Origin of the sequence: Nocardioides aromaticivorans (assembly GCF_013408525.1) — a bacterium.
In the GTDB taxonomy this organism is placed as follows: domain Bacteria; phylum Actinomycetota; class Actinomycetes; order Propionibacteriales; family Nocardioidaceae; genus Nocardioides; species Nocardioides aromaticivorans.
This window is the reverse complement of the sequence record NZ_JACBZM010000001.1, coordinates 3,042,015-3,064,510: the sequence shown is the minus strand read 5'-3', so window position 1 is coordinate 3,064,510 and position 22,496 is coordinate 3,042,015. Positions and strand designations below refer to the sequence as shown.

Here is a 22,496-nt window from a genome sequence, read left to right as displayed (position 1 = left end):
GTCAGGACTCCCGGGGAGGGGTGGGGTGGGTCAGCTCGAGCACGAGGTGGGCGTCGTCGGGGACCGACCGGCCCGCTGCCTGCCGCTCGAGGACGTAGCGACGGACCATCGCGCCGAGCTCGTCGTCCGCGCGCTCGGCCAGGTCGGCGACCTGCGCCAGCGGAGCCCCGACGAAGAGGCACTTGAGGACGCCGTGGCGCCAGTCGTGGAGGGACAGCGTCCGCGCGTGCCGGCCCATCGCGGCGGTCACCAGGCGGATGTCGTTGGTCCGCAGCGCGTCGAGGAGGATCGCCGAGCCGTCGACCTGCGGGTCGTCGAGGGCGGAGAGCCCCAGCAGCACGGCGCGTCGCTCGTCGGCGTCGCCGTGGTGGTAGACGAGGCCCAGCTCCTCGACGAGCGCGCCCGGGGTCAGGACCGACGCGGCAGCCGCGACCAGCTCCACCCGGACGGCGTCCTCGATGCGTCCGCCGCCGGGGAGCTCGCCGCGCGCCGTACGCCGGGCCGCCGCGGGGAAGACCCGGCCGAGGGTGCCCGGGTCGGCCACGACCCCGGCCACGAGCTCGTCGAGCGCGTCGGCCCGGCCTGCTCCGAGCACGGCCCTGAGCTCACCGGGACGGACCAGCAGCGCCACGGACGTCATCGCACACCCCCGGCGACGCCGGACGCATGGCCGATGCGGGCAAGCGAGGCCCGGAGCGCCACCATGCTCGACGCCGCCACCGCAGGGGCGGCGTGCGAGTGCCGGGGCAGCTCGACGCAGGCGAGGCCGTCGTACCCGATCTCCAGGAGGGCGCCCAGCACCGCTTCGAGGTCGAGCTCGCCCGTCCCCAGCTCGAGGTGCTCGTGGACGTCGCGGACCATGTCGTCGACCTGGACGTTGCCGAGGAGCGCGCCTGCCTGCCGCACGGTGTCCGCAGGGGTCCGCGGCTCGTTGCAGACGAGGTGGCCCAGGTCGAGGGTCACCCGCAGGTGCTCGGGACGACCGAGCCGCTCCCGGAGGGCGAGGACGTCGTCGAGGGTCGCCAGGAACATCCCCGGCTCGGGCTCGACGCAGACGCTGACGCCGAGGTCGGCCGCGTCGTCGAGGACCGGGCCGAGTCCGTCGACCACCCGCTGCCACAGCGCCTCCGGGCCGGTGCCCGCGGGCGCCGTGCCCGACCAGCAGGAGACGGCCTCCGAGCCGAGCTCGAAGGCGATGCGCACCGCACGGCGGAGCAGCTCGACACGGCGCTCGCGCCCCTCGTCGCTGACCAGCGTCGGCTCGTGCTTGTGCCAGGGGTCGAGCACGTAGCGCGACCCGGTCTCGACGACCGATGCGAGGCCGTTCGCCTCCAGGCAGCGGCGCGCCTGGGCGACCTGGCCGGGAAGGTCGCCGAAGGGGTCGAGGTGCGGCTGGTCGAGGGTGAGGCCCACGCCCTCGTAGCCGATCGAGGAGACGACGGCGCACGCGTCGGCCAGCCGGTGGCCGGCGAACCCGTTGAGGCCGTAGCCGAGGCGCACCGTCATGTCGGGCTCACCGCCCGCGCCGCCCGACGGAAGGCGGGGCTCGCGCCGGCCACGACGACCGCCGGGAGGAACCGGCCGCGAGCCGCGAGCCAGGCCGCCTGGAGGAAGGTCAGGCCGCCGATGCCGGCGCCGGTCGCGGCCCGGACCGTACCGGCATCGGGGGACGCGGCCGCGCGGGCCTGTGCGACACCGACCCGGGCTGCGTAGAGGAGCGCGAACGCCGCGGCGGTACGCCGCCGGCCGGGCGGGATCCCGGACCCCCGGCGCAGTGACGACGCCAGGATGCCGAGCGCGGTGCCCGTGGCGGCGAGGGCGGCGCCTGCCGTCGCCGGCGTCGCGCCGTGCACCTCTCCCCTGCTGAGCAGGGTGACCCCGGCCGTGTGGACGGCCACGGCAGCGGCGGGTCGGGCCGCCGCGCCGGGGGCGGCCGCAGCGGCGAGCAGGACGTCGAGCCCCCGCGTCGAGGCCATGACGACGGGCCCGGCAGGTGAGTCCTTGGCGAGGACGTCGTAGGTGGCGACGAGCGCGGCGAGCGGGACGCTGACCCGCAGTGCCCGGCGCCCACCCACCGCGGCGGTCACGGCCACGCCGGCGACGCCGAGGCCGGCCGCGATCGCCAGGGCCGTCGGCGCCTGCACGCGACCGGACGGGATGACCCGCTCGGGCCGCTCGACGGCGTCGACCGCTCGGTCGGCCCAGTCGTTGAGCGCCATGCCCGACCAGTACAGGAGCACGGAGCCGACCGGCATCAGCCCGCTGCCGGCGGCGGACGTCCCGGCCCACGCGGCCCCGGACCACGCGTCGCCCGGCACCGTCAGCGCAGCCGGCAGCCGGACCAGCTCGGCCAGGTCCCGTGCGGCAGGCAGGGCGGTCACGCGTCCAGCCCCTCACGCCACTCGACCAGCGCCCGCCACTGCTCGGAGAGCCGGTGCTCCGTCGCACCGACGGGGTCCTTGAAGAAGAAGGCGAGCTCGGCCTGCGGCCCGGTCCGGCCGGCCGCGTGCGCGGTGGACATCAGGCGCACCAGGTCGAGGACGAGTGGCGCGGCCAGGGCCGAGTCGCAGCCCTGCCAGGTGAACTGCAGGGTCATCCGCGTGCCGAGGAAGCCGTCGAACCGGACGTGGTCCCAGGCCGTCTTCCACTCGCCGAGGTCCTCGACGTTGTCGATGTGCATCGGGCCCGGGACCGGCCGGCCGACGATCGCGTCGAGGCCGCTGCGCTTGGCGACCGTCTTGCTCCGCGCCGCGGCGGGGTCCGCCAGGGTCGCGCCGTCGCCGCCACCGAGGAGGTTGATCGACGTCCAGGAGCGCAGGTCGAGGGCGCGCATCGCGAACATCGGTGCGAGCGCCGACTTCACCAGGGTCTCCCCCGTCTTGCCGTCGCAGCCCGCGTAGGGAAGCCCGCTGCGCTCGGCTGCCTCCAGCACCACCGGCAGGCGCAGGCACGGGCTGGGCGTGAACGAGACGTACGACGCCCCGGCCCGGAACGCGGCGAGCGCGTAGACCGCGGTGACCGGCAGGCCGTCCGTGACGCCCCGCACCTGCACCGGGTCGTCGACCGGCGGCTGGGTGCTGGCGACGTCGACCACGACGACCCGGTCGAGCCGGTGCCGCTCCCGGAACCCGGAGATGTCGGCGGCGAGCCGTTCGACGGCGGCGGCAGCGGTCTCCTCGCCCGCGACGTGCCCCGGCCGGATCGCCACGTCGACGGCCTCCAGGTCAGCCGCCACGGCGCTGACGACGGCCGCCGGGAGCACGCCGCCCGCCACGAGCGCCTCGGCCTTCTTGGCCAGCGACCCACCGCCGACCTCGTGCCCACCGAAGAACAGGCTGGACAGGTCGGGGAGCCCCTCCGGGTGGAGCTCGGGCAGCTCGGTCACGAGCCCCGTCGCAGGGACCAGCCCGTGGCTCGCGCCGAGGGCACCCACCACCGCGGTCGTCGCGACCGAGCCGCGCGCACCGATGAACCACACGCCGGTGTTGCCGGTCGTCGGGGCGTTCACGGGAAGGTCGTTGCTGGTCATGGGGGTCCTCGAATCTCGTGGGGCGGCGGGAGCCGCGGGGTCGGTCAGGTGCGGTCGCGGAGACGGGCGTACGCCGCCCGCACCTCGGCGGCTGCTGCCTCGTCGCTGTCGCCGGGCGGGGCCAGCTCCTCGACGGAGCGCCGTCCCCACGACGGCGGGTCGGCGGTGCCGGCGAGGGCCCATGCCGCCTGGCGGGCGGCGCCGAGGGCGACGTACTCACCGGGGGGCGGGAGCGTCACGGCGCGGCCGAGCAGGGCCGGCGCCATCGCCCGGAGGGCGGGGCTGCGGGTGGCACCACCGACCAGGAACAGGCGGTTCGGCTCGAGGCCGGTGGTGGCGATGAGCTGGTCGACGGCGTCGGCGAGCGAGCAGAGCAGGGCCTCGAAGGCCGCTCGGGCGAGCTCGGCACGGGTCGTCGTGGAGGTCAGGCCGTGCCAGGTCCCGACCGCGTCGGGGCGGTTCGGCGTGCGCTCTCCCCCGTAGTAGGGCAGCAGGCTCACTCCCCCGGACCCCCACGGCGCGGACAGCGCGAGCGAGGCGAGCGCGGCGTGGTCGACGCCGAGCCAGCGCGCCTGGAGGTCGAGGATCCCGGCGGCGTTCATGGTCGTGACCATCGGCAGGAAGCCGGCGTGGGCGTCGGCGAAGCCGGTGACGACACCGGACCCGTCCGCGACCGGGCGGGGGCTGATGGCGGAGACCACGCCGCTCGTCCCCACCGAGACGAGGAGGTCACCGGGCTCCAGCGCCATGCCCAGCGCACCGCCCATGTTGTCGCCGGTGCCCGCGGCGACGACGGCGCCGTCCTGCGTCGTGGCCGCGACGGCACCGCCGGCCACCACCTCGGGCAGCGCGGCGTCGTGGCCGAGCGCCGCCGCCAGGAGGTCGGGGCGCCAGGTGCCGCCGGCCGTGTCGTAGTAGCCCGTCCCCGACGCGTCGCCGCGGTCGGTGAAGGACCGCGTCCCGGGTGCCGCCGCGTGCCGGGCGACGAAGTCGTGCGGGAGGAGCACCTCCGCCACGCGGTCGGCGGCGGCCGGCTCGTGGTCGCGGAGCCAGCGCAGCTTGGTCGAGGTGAACGACGCCACCAGCACGCTCCCGACGGCCTCGGCACACGCCTGCGCACCGCCCATCTCCTCGACGAGCGTGCGGGCCGCGCCCGCGGAGCGGATGTCGTTCCACAGCAGGGCGGGACGGACCGGGTCACCCACGGCGTCGAGGGCGACCATGCCGTGCTGCTGGCCGGCGACCGACACCGCGGCGGCGCGGTGGAGCAGCGGCCCCGCCGCGTCGTCGTACGCCGCCAGCCAGGCCCGGGGATCGACCTCGGTGCCGGCGGGGTGGGGCGCCGTGCGCGAGTCGACGACCATGCCGTCGTCGACGTCGACGAGGACGGCCTTGGTGGACTGGGTCGAGGAGTCGACACCGAGGACGAGTGTCATCGCTCGTCTCCCCCGCCCGGCGCCTGCGGGAGTGCCGCGTCGAAGGCCGTCGGCGGCAGCCGGAAGAGGTCCGCGAGCAGCTCGCGCTGCCCGGCCGGGGGCACCGTGCGCCCCGTCTCCCATGCCCGGACCGTCGCGGTCGAGCGGCCGCAGTGCCGGGCGACGTCGCACTGCCGCAGGCCGCTCCACGCGCGGAGGTCCCGCAGCACCTGGCCCAGGTCGCCGGGGCGCCAGAGGGCCGGCCGGAGTCCGATCGGCGGCGGGGTGGCGAACCACCCGCTGACCGTCGCGACGTCGGTGCCGAGGACGCGGGCGAGCCGGCGCTGGTGGGCGATGTGCGGCGCGAGGCCGCGCTCCCAGCACCCCACGAGCTGGCGGGAGACCCCGAGCTCGTCGGCGAGGCGCTGCTGCGAGAGCCCCCGCCTCCCCCGCGCCCGGCGCAGCGGCCCGTGCCGCATCGGCCGCTGCGCCCGGGGGCGGGTGAGCAGGGTGCGCACGGTGTGCGGCGTGAGGGCGTCGTCGCGCCCGCTCATGAGGTCCACGACACGGGGGACCATGGCGACCGGCATGCCCGCCCGGCCCGCCTCCCAGTTGAAGACGGTCGCCACGGGCACGCCCAGCCGGTCGGCGACGTACGCGGCCGACCAGCCCTGCCGGCGCCGTAGGCCACGCAGCCCGGTCGCCCTGACCCGCGTCCTCGGGGCGGCCGGAGGACGGTGCGCGTCGAAGAAGCGGACCACCGCGGCACGGTCGGCCGCGAGCACCTGGGCGAGGCGGTCGATGACGCTCGGCCCGGGCAGCCTCTCCCCGCGCTCCCAGCGCAGCACCGTCGCGGTCTGCACGCCGACCGACCTCGCGACGTCCGGCGCGGAGAGCCCGAGCTCGCCGCGCCGCGACCGCAGGTCCAGCGGCGCGACGGCCGTCGCCCCGAGGTCCGCCGACGCTGCCTGCATGACCGGTCCCGGCCTCACGACGAGGAGGAGAAGGCCGCGTCGAACGCCGCGCTCGGCGGGTCGAAGGCGAGGCGACGGACGAACGCGAGCGCCTCGGGGGCGCCGACGAGGCGGTCCATGCCGGCGTCCTCCCACTCGACCGAGATGGGGCCGTCGTACCCGATCGTGTTGAGCATCCGGAAGGACGCCTCCCACGGGACGTCGCCGTGCCCGGTCGAGACGAAGTCCCAGCCGCGACGCGGGTCGGCCCACGGCAGGTGCGAGCCCATTCGGCCGTTGCGGCCGTTGCCGACCTGCTTCTTCGCGTCCTTGCAGTCGACGTGGTAGATCCGGTCCTTGAAGTCCCAGAGGAAGCCGACCGGGTCGAGGTCCTGCCACACGAAGTGCGACGGGTCCCAGTTGAGGCCGAAGGCCTCGCGGTGGCCGATCGCGTCGAGGGTCGCGACCGTGGTCCAGTAGTCGTAGGCGATCTCGGAGGGGTGCACCTCGTGGGCGAAGCGGACGCCGCACTCGTCGAACACGTCGAGGATCGGGTTCCAGCGGTCGGCGAAGTCGCGGTAGCCGGCGGCCACCATCTCCTCGGTCGCGGGCGGGAACATGGCGACGTACTTCCAGATGGCCGAGCCGGTGAAGCCGATGACGGTCTTCACGCCCAGCCGCTGCGCGCTGCGCGCGGTCATCGTGATCTCCTCGGCCGCGCGCCGGCGCACGCCCTCGGCGTCGCCGTCGCCCCAGACCCGGTCGGAGAGGATCGCCTGGTGGCGCCCGTCGATCGGGTCGTCGCAGACGGCCTGGCCGGTCAGGTGGTTGGAGATGGCCCAGGTGCGGAGGTTGTACTTCTCGAGCAGGTCGAGCTTCTCCTGGACGTAGGCGTCGTCCTCGGCGGCCCGCCACGGGTCGAGGTGGTCGCCCCAGCAGGCGATCTCCAGGCCGTCGTACCCCCACTCGGAGGCGAGACTGCAGACCTCCTCGAAGGGCAGGTCGGCCCACTGGCCGGTGAACAGGGTGATCGGGCGTGCCATGGCGTCTCCTCGGGTTGCGGTGGATGTGCGGGTGGTGGTGGTTCAGGTTCTGGTCGGCGGGCAGCCCGTGCGGGCCGGTGCCGGGACGGAGCGCACGGTCCCGGCACCGGGCCGCGGGGAGCGGCGCCTCGCGGCGCCGCTCCCCCGTCCGGGACGGGGACCCCACCCACCGGCCGGCCGGCAGGGCCGATCCTGCTGGCCGTCGGCTGCCTCACCTGGTGGTGCGACGTGGCGGGGCGATCCCATCGGCGAACGTTCTCCTCTCCGGTTCCGCTCGCCTACAGCTGGGCATCCAGCCGGCGGGCGAGGTCCGTGAGAGCGGTCCTCACCACGGTGCTCCGGATGCCGGAGGCGAGGACCCGGAACCTGGTCAGGGCCTGGCTGGCCTGACGCTCGTCCCCGCGTCCGTCGGCTCGCTGCGCCGTGATGAGGGCGCTCTCGAGCTTCCCGGCGAGCCGGGCTCCGATCCGGTTCTCACGGTCGAGCCGGTCGACCAACGCCCTGCCGCCGGCGTACGTGGCGACCACCTTGAAGGTGACCGTCCGCGTCCGCTGGTTGCCGGCCTCGTCGGTGACGACGACCGCCAGGCGGTGGGTACCGGTCCGCAGCACCAGTGCATCGATGCGCGTCCGGGACGCCACGACCTTGCCGTCGAGGCGGACCGACCTGCTCACGACGCCGGACGTCGGGTCCGCTGCCGTGACCTGCACCGTGCGGACCGTCGCCACGCTCAGCTGCGCGCCGTTCGCGATCCCGCTGACGCTCAGCGCCGGTGCGGTGTCGTCGATCTTGAACGTCTTGCCGACGACCGCCGAGACGGTGCCCGCCTCGTCGCGCGCCCGGGCCTCGAGCTTCGTGACACCGTCCTTGGTGATGCGGAACGGAGCGGTGTACGTCGTCCACGAGCCCTTGCCGGTGCGGTACTCCAGCGTCAGGTCGCCGTCGCCGCCGGTCCCGGTCAGGGTGACCGTGACGGGTCCGGCGAACCAGCCCTTGCGCCCGTTCGGAGCGGCGGGGTCGGTCGTGACGGTGACCTTCGGGGCGGTGATGGGCCCGACCTCGACGGTGGAGGTGCCCACCGCGGAGACGTTGCCCGCCACGTCGACCGCGCGGTAGCGCACGACGTGGGTGCCGACGTCCTCGAACGACAGCGGCGAGCTGTAGTCCGACCACGTGGTCGCGGTGCCGACCTGGTACTCGATCCGGTCCACTCCGGACGTCGCGTCGCTGGCGCTGAGCGTCAGCGTCTTGGTCCGGGTGCCCGTCTCGTCCGCGGTGACGGTCGGGACGACGGTGTCGACCTTGACCGTGCTGGACCTGGTCTCCTCGACGTTGCCGGCCTCGTCCGTCGCACGGAACTCGACCAGGCGCTCGCCCTCACCGCTCACCTCGACCGCCGTGGTGTACGGCGTCCAGGCACCTCCGGCGATGCGGTACTCGACCGATGCGACGCCCGAGCCCTCCGCACCGTCGGTGGCCGTCAGGGTGAACGACGGCCGGGTGGTGTGCCAGCCGGCCTCGCCGTCCGCCGCCGGGACCGTGATGGTCGTGGTCGGTGCGGTGGTGTCGGTCGGCTCCCCGCCGTCCGGCTCACAGGTGGCGTCCTCGCCGAGCGTGAACCAGTCGAAGCTGGCGGTGATGCCGGCGCCGTTCGCGGTGTTGGCCGCGGCCAGCAGGCCGACCCGGGGGTTGGTGATGCCGGTCAGGTCGTACCCGCCGGACATCTCCGTCCAGGTCTCGCCGTCGGTGCTGTAGGAACCGATGACCTGCTCACCGTCGTCGCTGGTGAGGCGCAGCCACACGGTGCTCGGGAAGCTCGCCCCGAGGCCCGGGGTGTTGGTCTCGGTGGCGGTGCCGCCGACCTCCTTCGCCGTCTGGATGATGTTGGACGCCGCGCTCGGGTCGCTGCTGCGGCCCTGGAACACGTGCTTGATGTAGTTGTCGTCATTGCCGTAGAGCAGCAGGCCCGCCGACTGGTAGGACCGGTTGATCGGGGCGCTGACCTTGGTCGTGACCACGAACGGGCCGTCGGGCAGGTCGGTGAGGACCAGGTCCCGTGCGGTGTTCGTGCCCTGGTAGAGGTCCGTCGCCTCGAGCGGGATCTTCACCGAGCCGCCGGAGACCGAGAGGTTGCCGCTCGGCCGGACGACGTCCCAGCCCTCACCCAGGGCGTTCCCGTCGAAGTTCTCGACGAGGCAGTCCGGGGCGCACGGCTCGGCCGTGTCGTCGGGGGTGAGGGTGAAGTAGTCGAACTGGGCGGTGATCCCGACCGCGGCGGCCTGGTTGCCCAGCGCGAGCAGTCCGACCTTGGGCGCGGTGATGCCGGTCAGGTCACGGTTCGTCGACAACGTCGTCCAGGTCGCACCATCGGTGCTGTACGACGTGGTGACGGCGTTCCCGTTCGTGCTCGAGATCCGCAACCACACCGTGTCGGGGAAGTCGGCCCCGAGGTTGGCGGAGTTGGTCTCCGACGCGGTGGCGTTGACCTCCTTGGCGACCTGGATGACGTTGCTCGCCTTGTCCGGGGAGCTGGAGCGTCCCGAGTAGACGAGCTTCAGGTAGTTGTTGTCGTCGCCGTAGACCACCAGTCCGGCCTGCTGGTACGACCGCACCGCCGGCAGCGTGAGCCGCGTCGTCGCCTCGAAGGCACCGGCAGGGAGGTCCTGCAGCACGATGTTCGGCGTGGTGTTGGTGGTCTGGTAGATGTCGGTCGCGGTGATCGGGATGTTGAGCGTCCCGTCCGCCACCGTCAGCGACTGGTCGACGCGAACGCTGCGGTTCCAGCGGTCGGTGTCGAGGGCGTCGCCCACGAAGTCGTCCGAGCGACCGCTGAAGCAGATGTCCAGCGCCTGCAGGACGGTCACCTCGAGCGTGCGGTTGCTCTTCGCTCCCCGGGCGTCGGTCGCGGTCAGCGAGACGACGTACTTGCCCGGCGTGGTGAAGGTGTGGCTCGGGTTCGCCTCGGTGGAGGTGGCGTTGTCGCCGAAGTCCCACTCGTACTCGACCGGGGTGTCACCGTCGGGGTCGTTCACCGTGCTGGTGAACTGCACCGGCAGCGGCGCCTCGCCACGGAGCGTGCTGGCCTCGATGGCGACCGTCGGCGGCTGGTTGTCGGTGATGCCGCGGCCTGCGAACTCGATCCAGTTGACGTTCGCGCCACCCGTCGTCGCGACGAAGTACAGCGGTGCGCTGTCCGTCGTGGCGCCGGTGAAGGTGGTCGAGACGTCCTGGAAGGTCTGCGCCCCACCGGTGTTCGGGACCGTGACGGTGCCGATCGTGGTGCCGGTCGGCGACCCCTGCCGGATCGCGAACTCCGCGCCGGTGGTGGTCGAGGCGACGCGCAGCTTCGCGCCGGTGATGCCGGTCAGGTTCATGACGTCCCAGCGGAACCAGTCGCCGGTCTCCACGCCGGTGACGTTGAGGCCGCCGCCGGAGTCGGTGGTGGTCTGGGTCGTCACACCGGCCGTGCCGGTGCCGGTCCCGGTGCGCCCGGTCTCGTCGAAGAACTCCGCCTCCTTGTGCTTCGTGTGGACGACGATGCCGTCGACACCGGTCAGCTCTCCGGCCGCACCCGCACCGTCGTCGGTGTAGGTGGCCTTGATCGTGCCGAAGATGTTCGCGCCGACGTGGCCGACGTCGCCCGGGAGCGCCAGGGAGCCGCTGCACCCGTGGTACTGCTCGTAGTCGTGCGAGTGCTGGTCGTGGCCGAGGCCCGGCTGTACGACGACGCGGTCGCAGTCGATCGCCCCGTCCTCCGGGTCGGTCACCTTGACCTCGTACTTCAGGGTGTCGCCGAAGTCGAAGAAGCCACCGTCCGGCGGAGCGAGCAGCTCCACGGTCGGAGCGGTGTTGCCGGCGACGATGTCGATGTTCGTCGTCCCGGTGCGACCGCCCTCGTCGGTCACCGTGAGGCGGGCGGTGTAGTTGCCGGCCTCGGTGTAGGTGTGGCTGCCCGTCGGCGTCGTGGCGTCGGTGTCACCGTCGCCGTCGAAGTCCCAGGCGTACGACATCCCGGTCGCGTCCCCGGTGTCGGGGTCGAAGGAGTCGGAGCCGTCGAACTGGACCGTCAGCGGCGCCGGACCCGACGTCTTGTCGGTCGTCGCCCGGGCCACCGGGGCGCGGTTGCCCTCGACGTAGTCGATCCGGTAGATGCCCGAGTCGGCGTTGTTCCCGTTGAAGCCGCTGCCCCACTCGATCATGTAGAGCGCACCGTCGGGACCGAACTGCAGCGCGTGCGGCCGGACCATCGGCAGGTTGGGCAGGAAGCGGTTGATGTCGGTGTAACCGGTGCCGCCCTCGTTCATCTGCACGGTGAACAGGCGGCTGTTGTTCCAGTCCGCCCAGATCGCCTTGCTGTCGAAGTACGCCGGCCACTTGCGGTCGGAGACCAGGTCGGCGTCGTACGAGTAGGTGCCCGAGGTCATCGGGGCACCGCTGGCGCCGATCTCCGGGGTGCCGGTGATCGAGCCGTTGTTGCTCTGCCACATGACCGCGCGCTTCGCCGGCGGGAGCTGCGTCCGGCCGGTGTTGTTCGGCGAGTCGTTGACGGGGTTGGCGCAGTTGAACGCCGCACCCGCGGTGCTGCTGGCGAAGTTGTAGTCGTTGTACGCCGCGTTGTCGCCGACGCAGTAGGGCCAGCCGTAGTTGCCGGGCTCGGCGAGCACGTTCCACTCGACGCGGCCGTTCGGGCCACGGGTGTCGCTCACCGAACCGGCGTCCGGGCCGTAGTCGGCCACGAGCAGGTGGTTGTTCTGCTCGTCCAGGCCGATCCGGAAGGGGTTGCGGAAGCCCATCGCGTAGATCTCGGGCCGGGTCTTCTGGTCGGTGTCGCTGGCCTCGTCGAACAGGTTGCCCGCCGGGATCGAGTAGCCGCCGGCCGGGAGCGGCTTGATGCGCAGCACCTTGCCGTTGAGGCTGTTGGTGTTGCCCGCCGTGCGCTGGGCGTCCCAGGCGCTGCGGCCGGGGCGCTCGTCGATCGGGGTGTAGCCACCGGAGTCGAACGGGTTCGTGTTGTCACCCGTCGCGAGGTAGAGGTTGCCGTCCTTGTCGAACTCCATCGACCCGCCGGCGTGGCAGCACTGGTCGCGCTGCGTCGGCACGTCGAGGATCGTGGTCGCACTGTCGAGCTGCAGCGTGTTGCCCGACATCGTGTACCGCGCGATGCGGTCGGTCGGGGTCGACCCCGTCGGCGAGTAGTAGAGGTAGACCCAGTTGTTGGTCGAGAAGTTCGGGTCGAGGGCGATGCCCAGCAGGCCGAACTCCTGGCCGGTGTAGACCGGGATCGTGCCCGCCGTCACCACGGAGCCGTTGGTGAGGATGATGCGGACGGCGCCGTTGCGGTCGATGTAGAAGACCCGGCCGTCGTCGGCGATGTCGAGCTCCATCGGGTTCGACGTGTTCTCGTCGAGCGCGACCTTCTCGAAGCTCGGCTCGAGCGTCGCCTTGCAGTCGGACGGTACGACGCCCGCGGCGGTCTTGATGCCGCCGAGGATGTGCTTGAGGAACTTCGCGTCGGTGAAGGACGCCTCGGTGTGGCCCATGCCGGTGTACCAGCTGCGGCCGCCGTCGTAGTCCTGGCACCAGGCGATCGGGTGCTCGGCACCCATCGCGCCGCCGCCCGGCGCGTAGGTCGTCTCGTCCATCGACGCGAGGACGTGGACCTTGCCGCGCGGGTTCGTGCGGAAGTTGTACCACTCGTCCGTGCGCTCCCACCGCCGGTCGATGCCGGCGGTCGAGGCGTGGGCCGGGTCCTCGACCTTGACGGTCGCGGTCGGGGTGCCCGCGGGGTGGTTGTTGAAGTAGGAGCCGACCAGGTTGCCGTACCAGGGCCACGAGTACTCGGTGTCGGAGGCCGCATGGATGCCGGCGTACCCGCCACCGGCCTGGATGTAGCGCTCGAACGCGCCCTGCTGGGCCTCGTTGAGCACGTCGCCGGTGGTGGAGAGGAAGATGACGACCTCGTACTGGGCGAGGTTCTCGTCGGTGAAGGCCGCGGCGTCCTCGGTCGCCGTGACGTTGAAGCCGTTGGCGGTGCCGAGCTGCTGGATGGCGGTGATGCCCTCGTCGATGTTGCTGTGCCGGAAGGCAGCGGTCTTCGAGAAGACCAGGGCGTCGAACTCGTCGGCCTCGGCGGCGGCTGCCACCTCGTCGGCCGTCCACGGAACGGCGTTGCTCGGAGGAGCCGCCTCCGCAGGACTCTTCGCGGTGGCGGGACCCTCGGCCGATGCGACGGCCGCGGGTGCCGGCTCGGCTGCCGCGGCTGGTACGGCGAGGGCTGCCGCGCCCAAGGGCAACGACACGATCATGGCGACGGTCGTGCCGAGCGTTGCGCGCGAGCCCTTCCGTAGCCGCGTGATGACGTTCTTCATCACGATTCCCTTCGTTGGTGACGGATTGCGCTCCATCGGTTCCGGGGCGGGTCCCCGGGCGTTCGGCCCTGGTCGTGCTGGTCGTGCTGGTGGTGCGGGTGCTGCTGTGGGGGTCGAGGGACAGGGGCGGCGGGCGTCAGCGGGCGCCGAGCAGGTGGTCCATCGCCAGCTGGTCGAGCGCCTCCATGGCCACGCTGCGTGCGGTCAGGGCGGCCAGGTCGTAGTCCGCGTCACGCAGCGCCGACAGCGGCTCGCCCGGCGCCACGGTGGGGGTGGAGAGCTCCTCGACCCGCGCCGCGTCGAGCGCCGCGCGGACCTCGGGGTCGGCGCGGAAGGCGAGCGCCCGCTCCCGCAGGATCAGGTAGTTGCGCATGCAGCCGCGCGCCGACTCCCAGACCCCGTCGAGGCCCTCGGCCCGGGGCGGCTTGAAGTCGAAGTGCACATAGCCCTGGTACGGCGCCGCCTGGCCGCCGCCGAGCAGCGTGTCCACGGTCCAGAAGGCCCCCCGCAGGTTGCCGGCGCCGAAGCGCAGGTCCTGGTCGAAGCGCGGGCCGTGCTGGCCGTTGAGGTCGACGTGGAAGAGCTTGCCGTGCCACATCGCCTGCGCGATGCCGTGCGCGAAGTTCAGTCCCGCCATCTCCTCGTGGCCGACCTCGGGGTTCAGGCCGACCATCTCGGGGTGCTCGAGCTCGGAGATGAGGGCGAGGGCGTGCCCGATCGTCGGCAGCAGGATGTCGCCGCGCGGCTCGTTGGGCTTGGGCTCGAGGGCGAAGCGGAGGTGGTGGCCCTGCTCCTTCACGTAGGCACAGACGATGTTGAGCGCCTCGGCCATGCGGTCGAGCGCGGCCGGGATGTGCTTGCTGGCGCCGTGCTCGGCGCCCTCGCGCCCGCCCCACATCACGAAGGTCTCCGCGCCGAGCGAGGCCGCCAGGTCGATATTGCGCAGCACCTTGGCGAGCGCGTAGCGGCGTACCGTCCGGTCGTTGGCGGTGAGTCCGCCCTCCTTGAAGACCGGGTGGCTGAACAGGTTCGTGGTCACCATCTCGCAGCGGAGGCCGCTCTCGGACAGCGCCTGCTCGAAGCGCTTGAGGGTCACGTCGCGGGTGCTGTCGTCGGGCAGCAGGTCGTCGTCGTGGAAGGTGACGGCGGCGGCGCCGAGCTCGGCGAGCTTGTAGGTGCTCTCGACCGGGTCGAGCGGCGGCCTGCTGGCCGGGCCGAAGACGTCGACGCCCTCCCATCCGACGGTCCAGAGACCGAAGGAGAACTTGTCCTCGGGGACGGGCTGGTACGGGTCGGTCATGCGGTGATCTCCTGCCAGGTGCGGGTCGCGGAACTCGTCTCGACGGCGTCGAGCACTCTCTGGATCTGCAGGCCATCGGCGAAGGTCGGCGTGGGCTGGGTGCCGTCCGCGATGGCGGTCACCAGGTCGACGACCTGGTGGGTGAAGCCGTGCTCGTAGCCCAGCCCGTGGCCGGGCGGCCACCAGGCGGCGACGTACGGGTGGGTCGGCTCGGTGACGAGGATCCGGCGGAAGCCGGCCTCCTCGTCCGCGAGGGTCGCGTCGAAGAACTGCAGGACGTTCATGTCCTCGAAGTCGAAGGCGAGGCTGCCGAGCGAGCCGTTGACCTCGATCCGGATCGCGTTCTTGCGGCCGGTCGCGAAGCGGGTCGCCTCGAAGACCCCGGCCGCGCCGGACGCGAAGCGGGCCAGGAACATCGCGGCGTCGTCGACGGTGACCTCGCCGCGCTCCTCCGACGCGGTGCCGGAGAGGCCGGCGTGCTCGGCCGCGAGGGGGCGCTCCTTGACGAAGGTCTCCAGGTGGCCGGAGACCTCGGTGATCGCGTCGCCGGTGATGTACTGCGCGAGGTCGATGACGTGGGCGCCGATGTCGCCCAGCGACCCCGAGCCGGCGCGCTCCTTCTGCAGCCGCCACGAGAGCGGCGCCTCCGGGTCGGCGATCCAGTCCTGGAGGTACTGCGCGCGGACGTGGCGGACGGTGCCCAGCCGGCCGTCGGCGACCAGCTTGCGGGCCAGGGCGATCGCCGGCACCCGGCGGTAGGTGAAGCCCACCATCGCGCGTACGCCGCGCTGCGCCGCCTCCGCGGCGGCACGGGTCATCTCCTCGGCCTCGGCCACCGAGTTGGCCAGCGGCTTCTCGCACAGGACGTGCTTGCCGGCGGCCAGGGCGGCGATGGCGATCTCCGCGTGCGAGTCGCCCGGGGTGCAGATGTCGACCACGTCGACGTCCTCGCGGTGGACGAGCTCACGCCAGTCGGTGACGTGCTGGTTCCACCCGAGCCGGGCGGCGGCGGCCGCCGTACGGGCTTCGTCGCGCCCGCCGAGGACCTGCATCACCGGGGCGAGCGGCAGGTCGAAGAAGCGCCCGGCGGAGCGCCACGCCTGCGAGTGGGCGGCACCCATGAACGAGTGGCCGACCATGCCGATGTTGAGGACGGCGCCGGTGGAACCGCTGGTCTGGGGGGTGTCCGAGGACATGGCTCACCTGTTTTCTGGCAGGTGCCCACCCCGGATCGCGCAGCCGCGCGATCCGGGGGGAGCAGGACGGATCAGGACGTGAAGGCGCTCGGCAGGTACTTGTCGACGTTGTCCGCGGTCACGACCGGGGCGTAGAGCTGGACCTGGCGCGGCACCTCGACCTCGACGAGGTCGTCGACCGACTTCTCCTGGGCGAGCAGGCGGGCCAGCTTGAGGCCGTCGGCACCCTGCGTGGACGGGTAGATGACGGTCGCCTTGAGCACGCTGTTGCCGGCCTTGATCGCCTCCATGGCGTTCTTCGAGCCGGCGCCGCCGATCATCACGAACTCGTCGCGACCGGCGTTGTCGATCGCCGCGAGGACGCCGACACCCTGGTCGTCGTCGTGGTTCCAGAGGTAGTCGATCTTCGGCGCGGCCTGCAGGAGGTTGGTCGCGGCCTCCTCGCCACCCTGGACGGTGAAGTCGGCGGCGACCCGGTTGTCGACGTCGAGGCCGCACTCCTTCAGGGCGTCCTTGAAGCCCTTGCTGCGGTCCTGGGTCAGGGGCAGCGAGTCGATGCCCGCGATCTCGGCCACGACCGCGTCGGAGTCGTCGCCGGCCTGGGAGCAGATGTACTCCCCTGCCGAGACGCCCATGCCGTAGTTGTCGCCGAGCACCGTCACGCGGGCGGCGTTGGGGTCGTTGAACTCTCGGTCGACGTTGACGACCGGGATGCCGGCCTCCATCGCCTCCAGGGCGATCGGGGTCAGCGCGGCGCCGTCGAACGGCAGCAGCACGATGGCGTCGACCTTGTCGTTGATGAAGGTCTCGATCTGCTGGATCTGGACCTGCGGGTCGTTGGTCCCCTCGGCGACCACCAGCTCCACGTCCTCGTAGTTCTCGGCGACGGCCTTGGTCGACTCGGTGATCGACGCCATCCAGCCGTGGTCGGCTGCCGGGGCCGAGAAGCCGATCGTGATCTTGTCGCCGGCCTCGTCGTTGGAACCCGCCTCGGCGTCGGACGTGCCGCCCTTGAGGTTGTCGTTGCCGTCGTCGGGGTCGTTGCTGGTGCAGGCGCTGAGGCCGAGCACGGCGACCACGGCGAGCGCGGCGGCCGCCTTCTTGTGCACGGCGGACATCTGCTTGAGGGACATGTGGTGCTCCTTGGTGGTGCGTGAGGGGTAGTGGTGCGGATGGATCAGTTGGTGCTCTTCCGAGACGCCAACCACTGCTGGAGCAGGACGGCGGCGACGATGATCACGCCCTTGAGCAGGGACTGCTCCGAGTTGTCCCTGTTGTTGAGCGTGAAGACGTTGGTGAGGGTCGTGAAGATGAGGACGCCCAGGACGGTGCCGGTGATGGTGCCGCGGCCGCCGGCCAGGAGCGTGCCGCCGATGACCACGGCGGCGATCGCGTCCAGCTCGAGCAGCTGGCCGTGCGTCGAGGACCCGGTCGTGGTGCGGGCGACGATGAGCAGGGCGCCGATGGCGCAGCAGACGCCGACCAGGACGTAGAGCAGCACGGTGTGGCGACGCACGTTGATGCCGGCCAGGCGGGCGGCCTCCGGGTTGCCGCCGACCGCGAAGGTACGACGGCCGAAGGTCGTGCGGTTGAGCAGGACCCAGCCAGCGACGGCGACCACGGCGAAGATCCAGATGGACATGTCGATGCCGAGCGGCTTGGCGGTGAAGAAGTCGAAGTACCCCGGGACGTCCGTGGCGATCTGCGTCTTCTTCTCTGAGATGATCTCCGCCAGCCCGCGGGCGGAGACGAACATCGCCAGCGTGGCGATGAAGGCGACCACCTTGCCGTAGGCGATCAGGACGCCGTTCACGAGACCGCACCCGGCGCCGACCGCGAGGGCGGTCAGCACCATCACGATCCAGTGCGTGTCCTGGGCCATCTGCCGCGTCGCGAGCGTGGTCGCCCACACGGAGGAGAGGGCGAGGATCGCGCCGACCGACAGGTCGATACCGCCGCCCGTGATCACGAAGGTCATCCCGATCGCGACCACGCCGATCACCGTGGAGAGTCGCAGGATGGTGAGCAGGTTGTCGCTGTCGACGAACCGGTCGCCCGCCGTCACCGCCCCGACGATGCACAGCAGCGCGAGCGCGATGATCAGGCCGAGCATGCGGAAGAAGCCCGCCTCGGCCAGCCACGTCGTCGTGCTCCCCTTGGTGCGGTGCGACCCGTGGGCGTCCATGGCCTGCGACGACTCGGTCGAGGCGACGGCCGGTACGGCGGCGCTGGTGGTCTGGTCGCTCATGCGGGGGTTCCTTCCATGACCAGGTCGAGGACCCGGGACTCGTCGATTTCGTGAGAGGCGCTCTCGTGCACGACGCAGCCTTCGCGGATCACCAGGACCCGGTCGGCGAGGCCGAGGACTTCCTCGACCTCGCTCGACACGACGACGACCGCGACCCCGGAATCGGCCAGGGAGCGGATCAGCTTGTAGATCTCGGCCCGCGCGCCCACGTCGACGCCGCGGCTGGGCTCGTCGAGGAGCAGCACCCGGCAGCCGCGCAGCAGCCATCGGGCCACCACGACCTTCTGCTGGTTGCCGCCCGACATGGTCCGCACGTGCCGCGAGATGTTGCGGGGGCGTACGTCGAGGGAGGCGACCAGCTCGCTGGCCTTCGCCTTCTCGCGGGCCCGCTGGATGAAGCCGACCCGCTGGAAGTCCTTCATCGACGAGACCGAGATGTTGGCGAAGACCGCCTGGTCGAGCAGCAGGCCCTGGCTCTTGCGCTCCTCGGGGGCGAGGCCCATGCCCGCGGCGACCGCGGCGTGGACGGCGCCACGGCGCAGGCGCCTCCCGTCGACGGTGACCGTGCCGGAGCTGGCCCGGCGGGCGCCGTACACGGCCTCGAGGATCTCGGTGCGCCCGGAGCCGACCAGGCCGGCCAGGCCGACGATCTCGCCGGCCCGGACGTCGAAGCTGACGTCGTCGAAGACACCGTCGAGCGAGAGCTCGCTGACCTCGAGCACGACCTCGCCGGGCGCCGCCTCCCGGCTGCGCTCCGGGAAGACGTACTCGATCGACCGGCCGGTCATCAGCTTGATGAGGTCGGCGGTGGGCGTCGTCGCCGCGGGCAGTCCGGTGGCGACCGTGGAGCCGTCCTTGAGGACGGTGATCCGGTCGCCGATCTGGCGGATCTCCTCGAGACGGTGGGAGATGTAGACGATCGCGACGCCCTGGGCGGTGAGGGCGCGGATGACCCGGAAGAGGTTCTCGACCTCGCCGCTGTCCAGGACGGCCGAGGGCTCGTCGAGGATGAGGAGGTCGACCTCGTGGGAGAGGGCGCGCGCCATGCTGACCACCTGCTGGCCCGCCGGCGACAGGTCGCCGACCAGCTGCGTGGGGCTGATCTCCCCGTGGCCGAGCCGGGCCAGGATCTCCTGCGCCCGGCGGTTGGTCGCCGCGCGCCGCGAGAACCCGACGGTCGAGATCTCGTGGCCCAGGAAGACGTTCTCCGCGACCGTCAGCCCGGGCACGAGGTCGAGCTCCTGGTAGATCGTGGCGACGCCCGCGTCGATCGCCGCCTGCGGATGGCCGAAGCGGACCTCCTCGCCCTTCCACCAGATCGTCCCCTCGTCCGGCTGGTACGACGCCGAGAGGATCTTGATCAGCGTCGACTTGCCGGCGCCGTTCTGCCCCAGCAGGCAGTGGACCTCGCCCGCCGCGACCTCGAGGTCGATGCCGTCGAGGGCCCGCACCGAGGAGAACTGCTTGGTGATGCCGGCCATCCGCAGCAGCGGGGCGGCCGCGCGGCCTTCGGGTTCGCGGCCCTCGCCGCCGGTGGTGGTCACTTCGCGTCTCCTGTCGCCGATCGACGGGCCACTCGGGTGGGGTCGGCGAAGACCACCTCGAGGGATGCGGTCGCGCCGCCGCGCACGGCGGCGCTGAAGCCGAGGGTCGACAGCTCGACCCGGGTGCCGCCGGCACCGGGGGCGACCACGCCCGCGCCGAGCTCGCGCTCGATCGCCGGGCGCATGTGGTGGCCGACGGCGGCGTAGTAGCCGGTCAGCACGATGGTGGCCGGGTTCAGCGTGTTGGCCAGGATCGATGCGCCCACCCCGACCCAGGCGCCGACCTCCTCGAGGGCGGCCAGGGTCCGCGCGTCGCGGAGGTCGGCCCTGCGGTTGATCTCGGCGAGGCGGTCGTCGATGTCCATGCTCGCGTTGCGGATCGGGTCGTCGGGGTCCGCGGCCTTCTCGATCAGGGCCCGCAGGCCGCTCACGGTCTCCCAGCAGCCCTGCCGTCCGCAGCCGCACTGGCGCCCGCGCGGGTCGACCATCATGTGGCCGAACTCGCCGGCGTAGCCGTGGCTGCCCCGCAGCAGGCGGCCTCCGGTGACGATGCCGCCGCCGACACCGACCTCGCCGTGCAGGACGAGGATGTCCTGGCGCGCCGGGTCGCCCGGGGTGACCTCGGCGGTCGCCGCCAGGTTGCCCTCGTTGTCGACGACGATCGGGTAGGCGCTCCCGAGCTCCTCACGGAGGATCGACCCGACCGGGACGTCGTACCAACCGAGGTTGGGGCCGTGGCTGAGCAGGTCCCTCGTCTGGTCGTAGAGCCCGGCGACGCCGACCGTGAGGCCCACGGGCGTGGCGCCGGCCTGCCCGAGGCCGGCGACCGTCTCGCGGACCAGGTCGGCGAGGTGGGACAGCACCCGCTCCGCGTCGAGCGAGCGGGCGTCGAGCGCGAGCTTGCGCTCCTCGACCACCTCGCCGCGCAGGTCGAGGGCCATCGTGGAGACGTGGTTGACGTTGATCTCGGCCCCGATGCCGCAGACCGTGCGGCCGTCGAGCTCGACAGCGGTGCTCGGCCGGCCGACGGTGTTCTGCACCAGCTGCCCGTCGCTGACGAGCCCGCGCTCGATCAGCTCGCTCACCAGGTTGGAGACCGTCGACCGGGTCATGCCGAGCTCGACGGCCAGGGCGGCCCGTGACCGCGCCCCGTGGTCGCGGAGGTGGCGCAGCGCCAGGCCGAGGTTGGACCGACGGACGTCGGGGTTGGCGAGGCTGTGGTCCGCGGTGTGGCTGAGGGTCGACACGATGCCTCCTCTCGGGCAGGGCTGTACGCCGGCGGGCGCGCTCAGAAGAGCGCCGACGGCAGGCGTCGGCGACGGTGGGGGTGGGAGTTGGGGGGTGGCAGGACCGGTGCGCCCGAGATGCGCGAGGCGGTCCTGCTGCTGTGCCCCGGCTGTGTGACCGTGGTCACCTGTTTGTTGGGGCGACGCCCAAACTAAGGCGGCTCAACGAAGGGCGGCAAGGCACCTGAGCAAGATGCCCGGGACGAATTCCCGACTTCTGACGAACCCTCTCACCATTGTGACGAGAATCGTCACAAGTTGTCCGGGATCAGCGTCCGAGCGCCGCGATCCACGCCTCCCACGCCGTCGAACCGGCGCCGATGAGGACGGCGTGGTCGCCGAGCTCGCTGAGCACGATGTCGAGGTTCTCGGCCAACCGCGCCGGCGCCAGCCGGTAGACGGTGGTCCGCAGGTCCCCGAGCACGTGGGCCCCGAGGGCGGCCACCGGTCCTCCGATGACCACGCGCAGCGGGTCGCCCTGGGCGACGAGGGTGGCGAGCACGCCGCCCAGCCGCTGACCGAGCTCGCGGGCCAGCTGCGCCACGGCCGGGTCACCGGCGCGGCCGGCCGCGACCAGGTCGGCGAGGTCGAGCGCGCCCGAGCGCGCGAGCACGTTGGCGAGGGTGCCCGACCGCCCGCGCTGGGCGAGGTCGGTCGCCTGCGCCACCAGCGCCACCGAGCTGACGAAGGAGTCGAGGCAGCCGGTCAGGCCGCACACGCAGGCCGGCCCGAACTCCTCGACGCGGAGGTGGCCGATCTCGCCGGCCCGACCCGAGCCGCCGGCGCTCAGGTGCCCGCCCGCCATCGTGGCCACGGTGACGGTGTCGCCGAGGCGCACGGCCACGAAGTCGTCGATGCCGCGGGCCTCGCCCGAGCGGTGCTCCCCCAGCGCCATGGCGCGGACGGCGGGGATGGTCGCCACCGGCGTACCGGGATAGTCCTCCTCGAGGAAGTCGGCCAGGTCCTCGGGTGTCAGGGGTGCGGATCCGGCGGCAGCGATGCCGAACGCCACCGGGACGCGGCCGGCGAGGACCTGCTCGGTCGCGCGCCGGACGGTGGCCGTGATCGGGTCCGGGTCCGTCCCGCGGTCCTGCAGGTCGATGCTCACGCCGCTCTCGATCGCGAGGTGCCCGTCGAGGACGGCGATCCGCACCCGGCGCTCACCCAGGGAGAGCGCGACCACGACGCGGTCGGACGTCGTGCGCACCGTCACCGAGCGCCGGCCACCGGAGCTGGGCGCGAGCGGCCCGTCCTCGATGTGGCCGGAGGCCGCGAGCGACTGCAGCGAGGTGGTGAGGGTGGTCCGCGGCACGCCCAGCCACTCCGCGAGCTGTGACTTGGTCTGCGGCCCCGCGTCGCGGAGCCGCCGCAGCACGTCGCCGTCGAGCCCGGTCGTCACGCACCTCAAGATCGCACAGCCCACCAACCGCACGGACGGCGCTCGTCCGCGCCGCAACCGGTCGACGGACCGCCCGAGGACTCCACCGGAGCACCTCGGGCCGCCCGACGCCGGACCGGTAGAGACGGCAGGTGAGCGTCAATCCCGGCAGCCGTCGGACGGCAGGTGGGTACGCTGCCGATGTGACGCCGATCACGTCACTGCGCGAGGCGCGC

Annotated in this window: 15 protein-coding genes; all 15 read right to left on the bottom strand. The window is 72.6% G+C overall.

The annotated features are described in order from the left end of the window. Nucleotide 1: 1 nt before the first annotated feature. Nucleotides 2-640: an EboA domain-containing protein gene (locus BJ993_RS14475; RefSeq protein ID WP_179649484.1), complete on the bottom strand. Its 639-nt coding sequence runs from the start codon at nucleotides 638-640 to the stop codon at nucleotides 2-4. Then, entirely contained in the window at nucleotides 637-1,506 is an 870-nt protein-coding gene (locus BJ993_RS14470; RefSeq protein WP_179649482.1) for a sugar phosphate isomerase/epimerase family protein, read from the bottom strand. The genes BJ993_RS14475 and BJ993_RS14470 overlap by 4 nt, the downstream gene beginning before the upstream one ends. Further along, the gene (locus BJ993_RS14465; RefSeq protein ID WP_308645574.1) at nucleotides 1,503-2,381 is read right to left on the bottom strand and encodes an SCO3242 family prenyltransferase; all 879 of its coding nucleotides are present in this window, start codon (nucleotides 2,379-2,381) and stop codon (nucleotides 1,503-1,505) included. Before BJ993_RS14465 ends, BJ993_RS14470 begins: the two co-directional genes overlap by 4 nt. After that, entirely contained in the window at nucleotides 2,378-3,529 is a 1,152-nt protein-coding gene (locus tag BJ993_RS14460) for an inositol-3-phosphate synthase (protein ID WP_179649480.1), read from the bottom strand. Before BJ993_RS14460 ends, BJ993_RS14465 begins: the two co-directional genes overlap by 4 nt. A 44-nt stretch (nucleotides 3,530-3,573) precedes the next feature. Next, the gene (gene xylB, locus BJ993_RS14455; protein WP_179649478.1) at nucleotides 3,574-4,965 is read right to left on the bottom strand and encodes a xylulokinase; all 1,392 of its coding nucleotides are present in this window, start codon (nucleotides 4,963-4,965) and stop codon (nucleotides 3,574-3,576) included. Beyond that, the gene (locus BJ993_RS14450; protein ID WP_179649476.1) at nucleotides 4,962-5,936 is read right to left on the bottom strand and encodes a helix-turn-helix domain-containing protein; all 975 of its coding nucleotides are present in this window, start codon (nucleotides 5,934-5,936) and stop codon (nucleotides 4,962-4,964) included. Before BJ993_RS14450 ends, xylB begins: the two co-directional genes overlap by 4 nt. Beyond that, nucleotides 5,933-6,940 carry a sugar phosphate isomerase/epimerase family protein gene (locus tag BJ993_RS14445; RefSeq protein WP_179649474.1) on the bottom strand — a complete coding sequence of 336 codons (1,008 nt, stop codon included), beginning with the start codon at nucleotides 6,938-6,940 and terminating at the stop codon, nucleotides 5,933-5,935. The genes BJ993_RS14450 and BJ993_RS14445 overlap by 4 nt, the downstream gene beginning before the upstream one ends. A gap of 278 nt (nucleotides 6,941-7,218) precedes the next feature. Next, complete coding sequence (locus tag BJ993_RS14440) at nucleotides 7,219-13,308, bottom strand: ThuA domain-containing protein (protein WP_179649471.1); 6,090 nt, start codon at nucleotides 13,306-13,308, stop codon at nucleotides 7,219-7,221. A 136-nt stretch (nucleotides 13,309-13,444) separates the two neighbouring features. Then, nucleotides 13,445-14,608, bottom strand: a complete 1,164-nt coding sequence (xylA, locus tag BJ993_RS14435; protein WP_179649469.1) for a xylose isomerase — start codon at nucleotides 14,606-14,608, stop codon at nucleotides 13,445-13,447. Next, on the bottom strand, nucleotides 14,605-15,804 hold the full coding sequence (locus BJ993_RS14430) for a Gfo/Idh/MocA family protein (RefSeq protein WP_218864706.1): 1,200 nt from the start codon (nucleotides 15,802-15,804) through the stop codon (nucleotides 14,605-14,607). The genes xylA and BJ993_RS14430 overlap by 4 nt, the downstream gene beginning before the upstream one ends. A 71-nt stretch (nucleotides 15,805-15,875) precedes the next feature. After that, a complete protein-coding gene (locus BJ993_RS14425; protein ID WP_218864705.1) occupies nucleotides 15,876-16,937 on the bottom strand; it encodes a substrate-binding domain-containing protein in 1,062 nt (353 codons plus the stop codon). 44 nt (nucleotides 16,938-16,981) lie between these two features. Beyond that, a complete protein-coding gene (locus BJ993_RS14420; protein WP_036547217.1) occupies nucleotides 16,982-18,052 on the bottom strand; it encodes an ABC transporter permease in 1,071 nt (356 codons plus the stop codon). After that, nucleotides 18,049-19,596 carry a sugar ABC transporter ATP-binding protein gene (locus BJ993_RS14415; protein ID WP_308645573.1) on the bottom strand — a complete coding sequence of 516 codons (1,548 nt, stop codon included), beginning with the start codon at nucleotides 19,594-19,596 and terminating at the stop codon, nucleotides 18,049-18,051. Before BJ993_RS14415 ends, BJ993_RS14420 begins: the two co-directional genes overlap by 4 nt. Continuing rightward, the gene (locus tag BJ993_RS14410) at nucleotides 19,593-20,843 is read right to left on the bottom strand and encodes an ROK family protein (protein WP_308645572.1); all 1,251 of its coding nucleotides are present in this window, start codon (nucleotides 20,841-20,843) and stop codon (nucleotides 19,593-19,595) included. The genes BJ993_RS14415 and BJ993_RS14410 overlap by 4 nt, the downstream gene beginning before the upstream one ends. Before the next feature lie 307 nt (nucleotides 20,844-21,150). After that, nucleotides 21,151-22,281, bottom strand: a complete 1,131-nt coding sequence (locus BJ993_RS14405) for an ROK family transcriptional regulator (RefSeq protein WP_179649467.1) — start codon at nucleotides 22,279-22,281, stop codon at nucleotides 21,151-21,153. Nucleotides 22,282-22,496 lie beyond the last annotated feature (215 nt).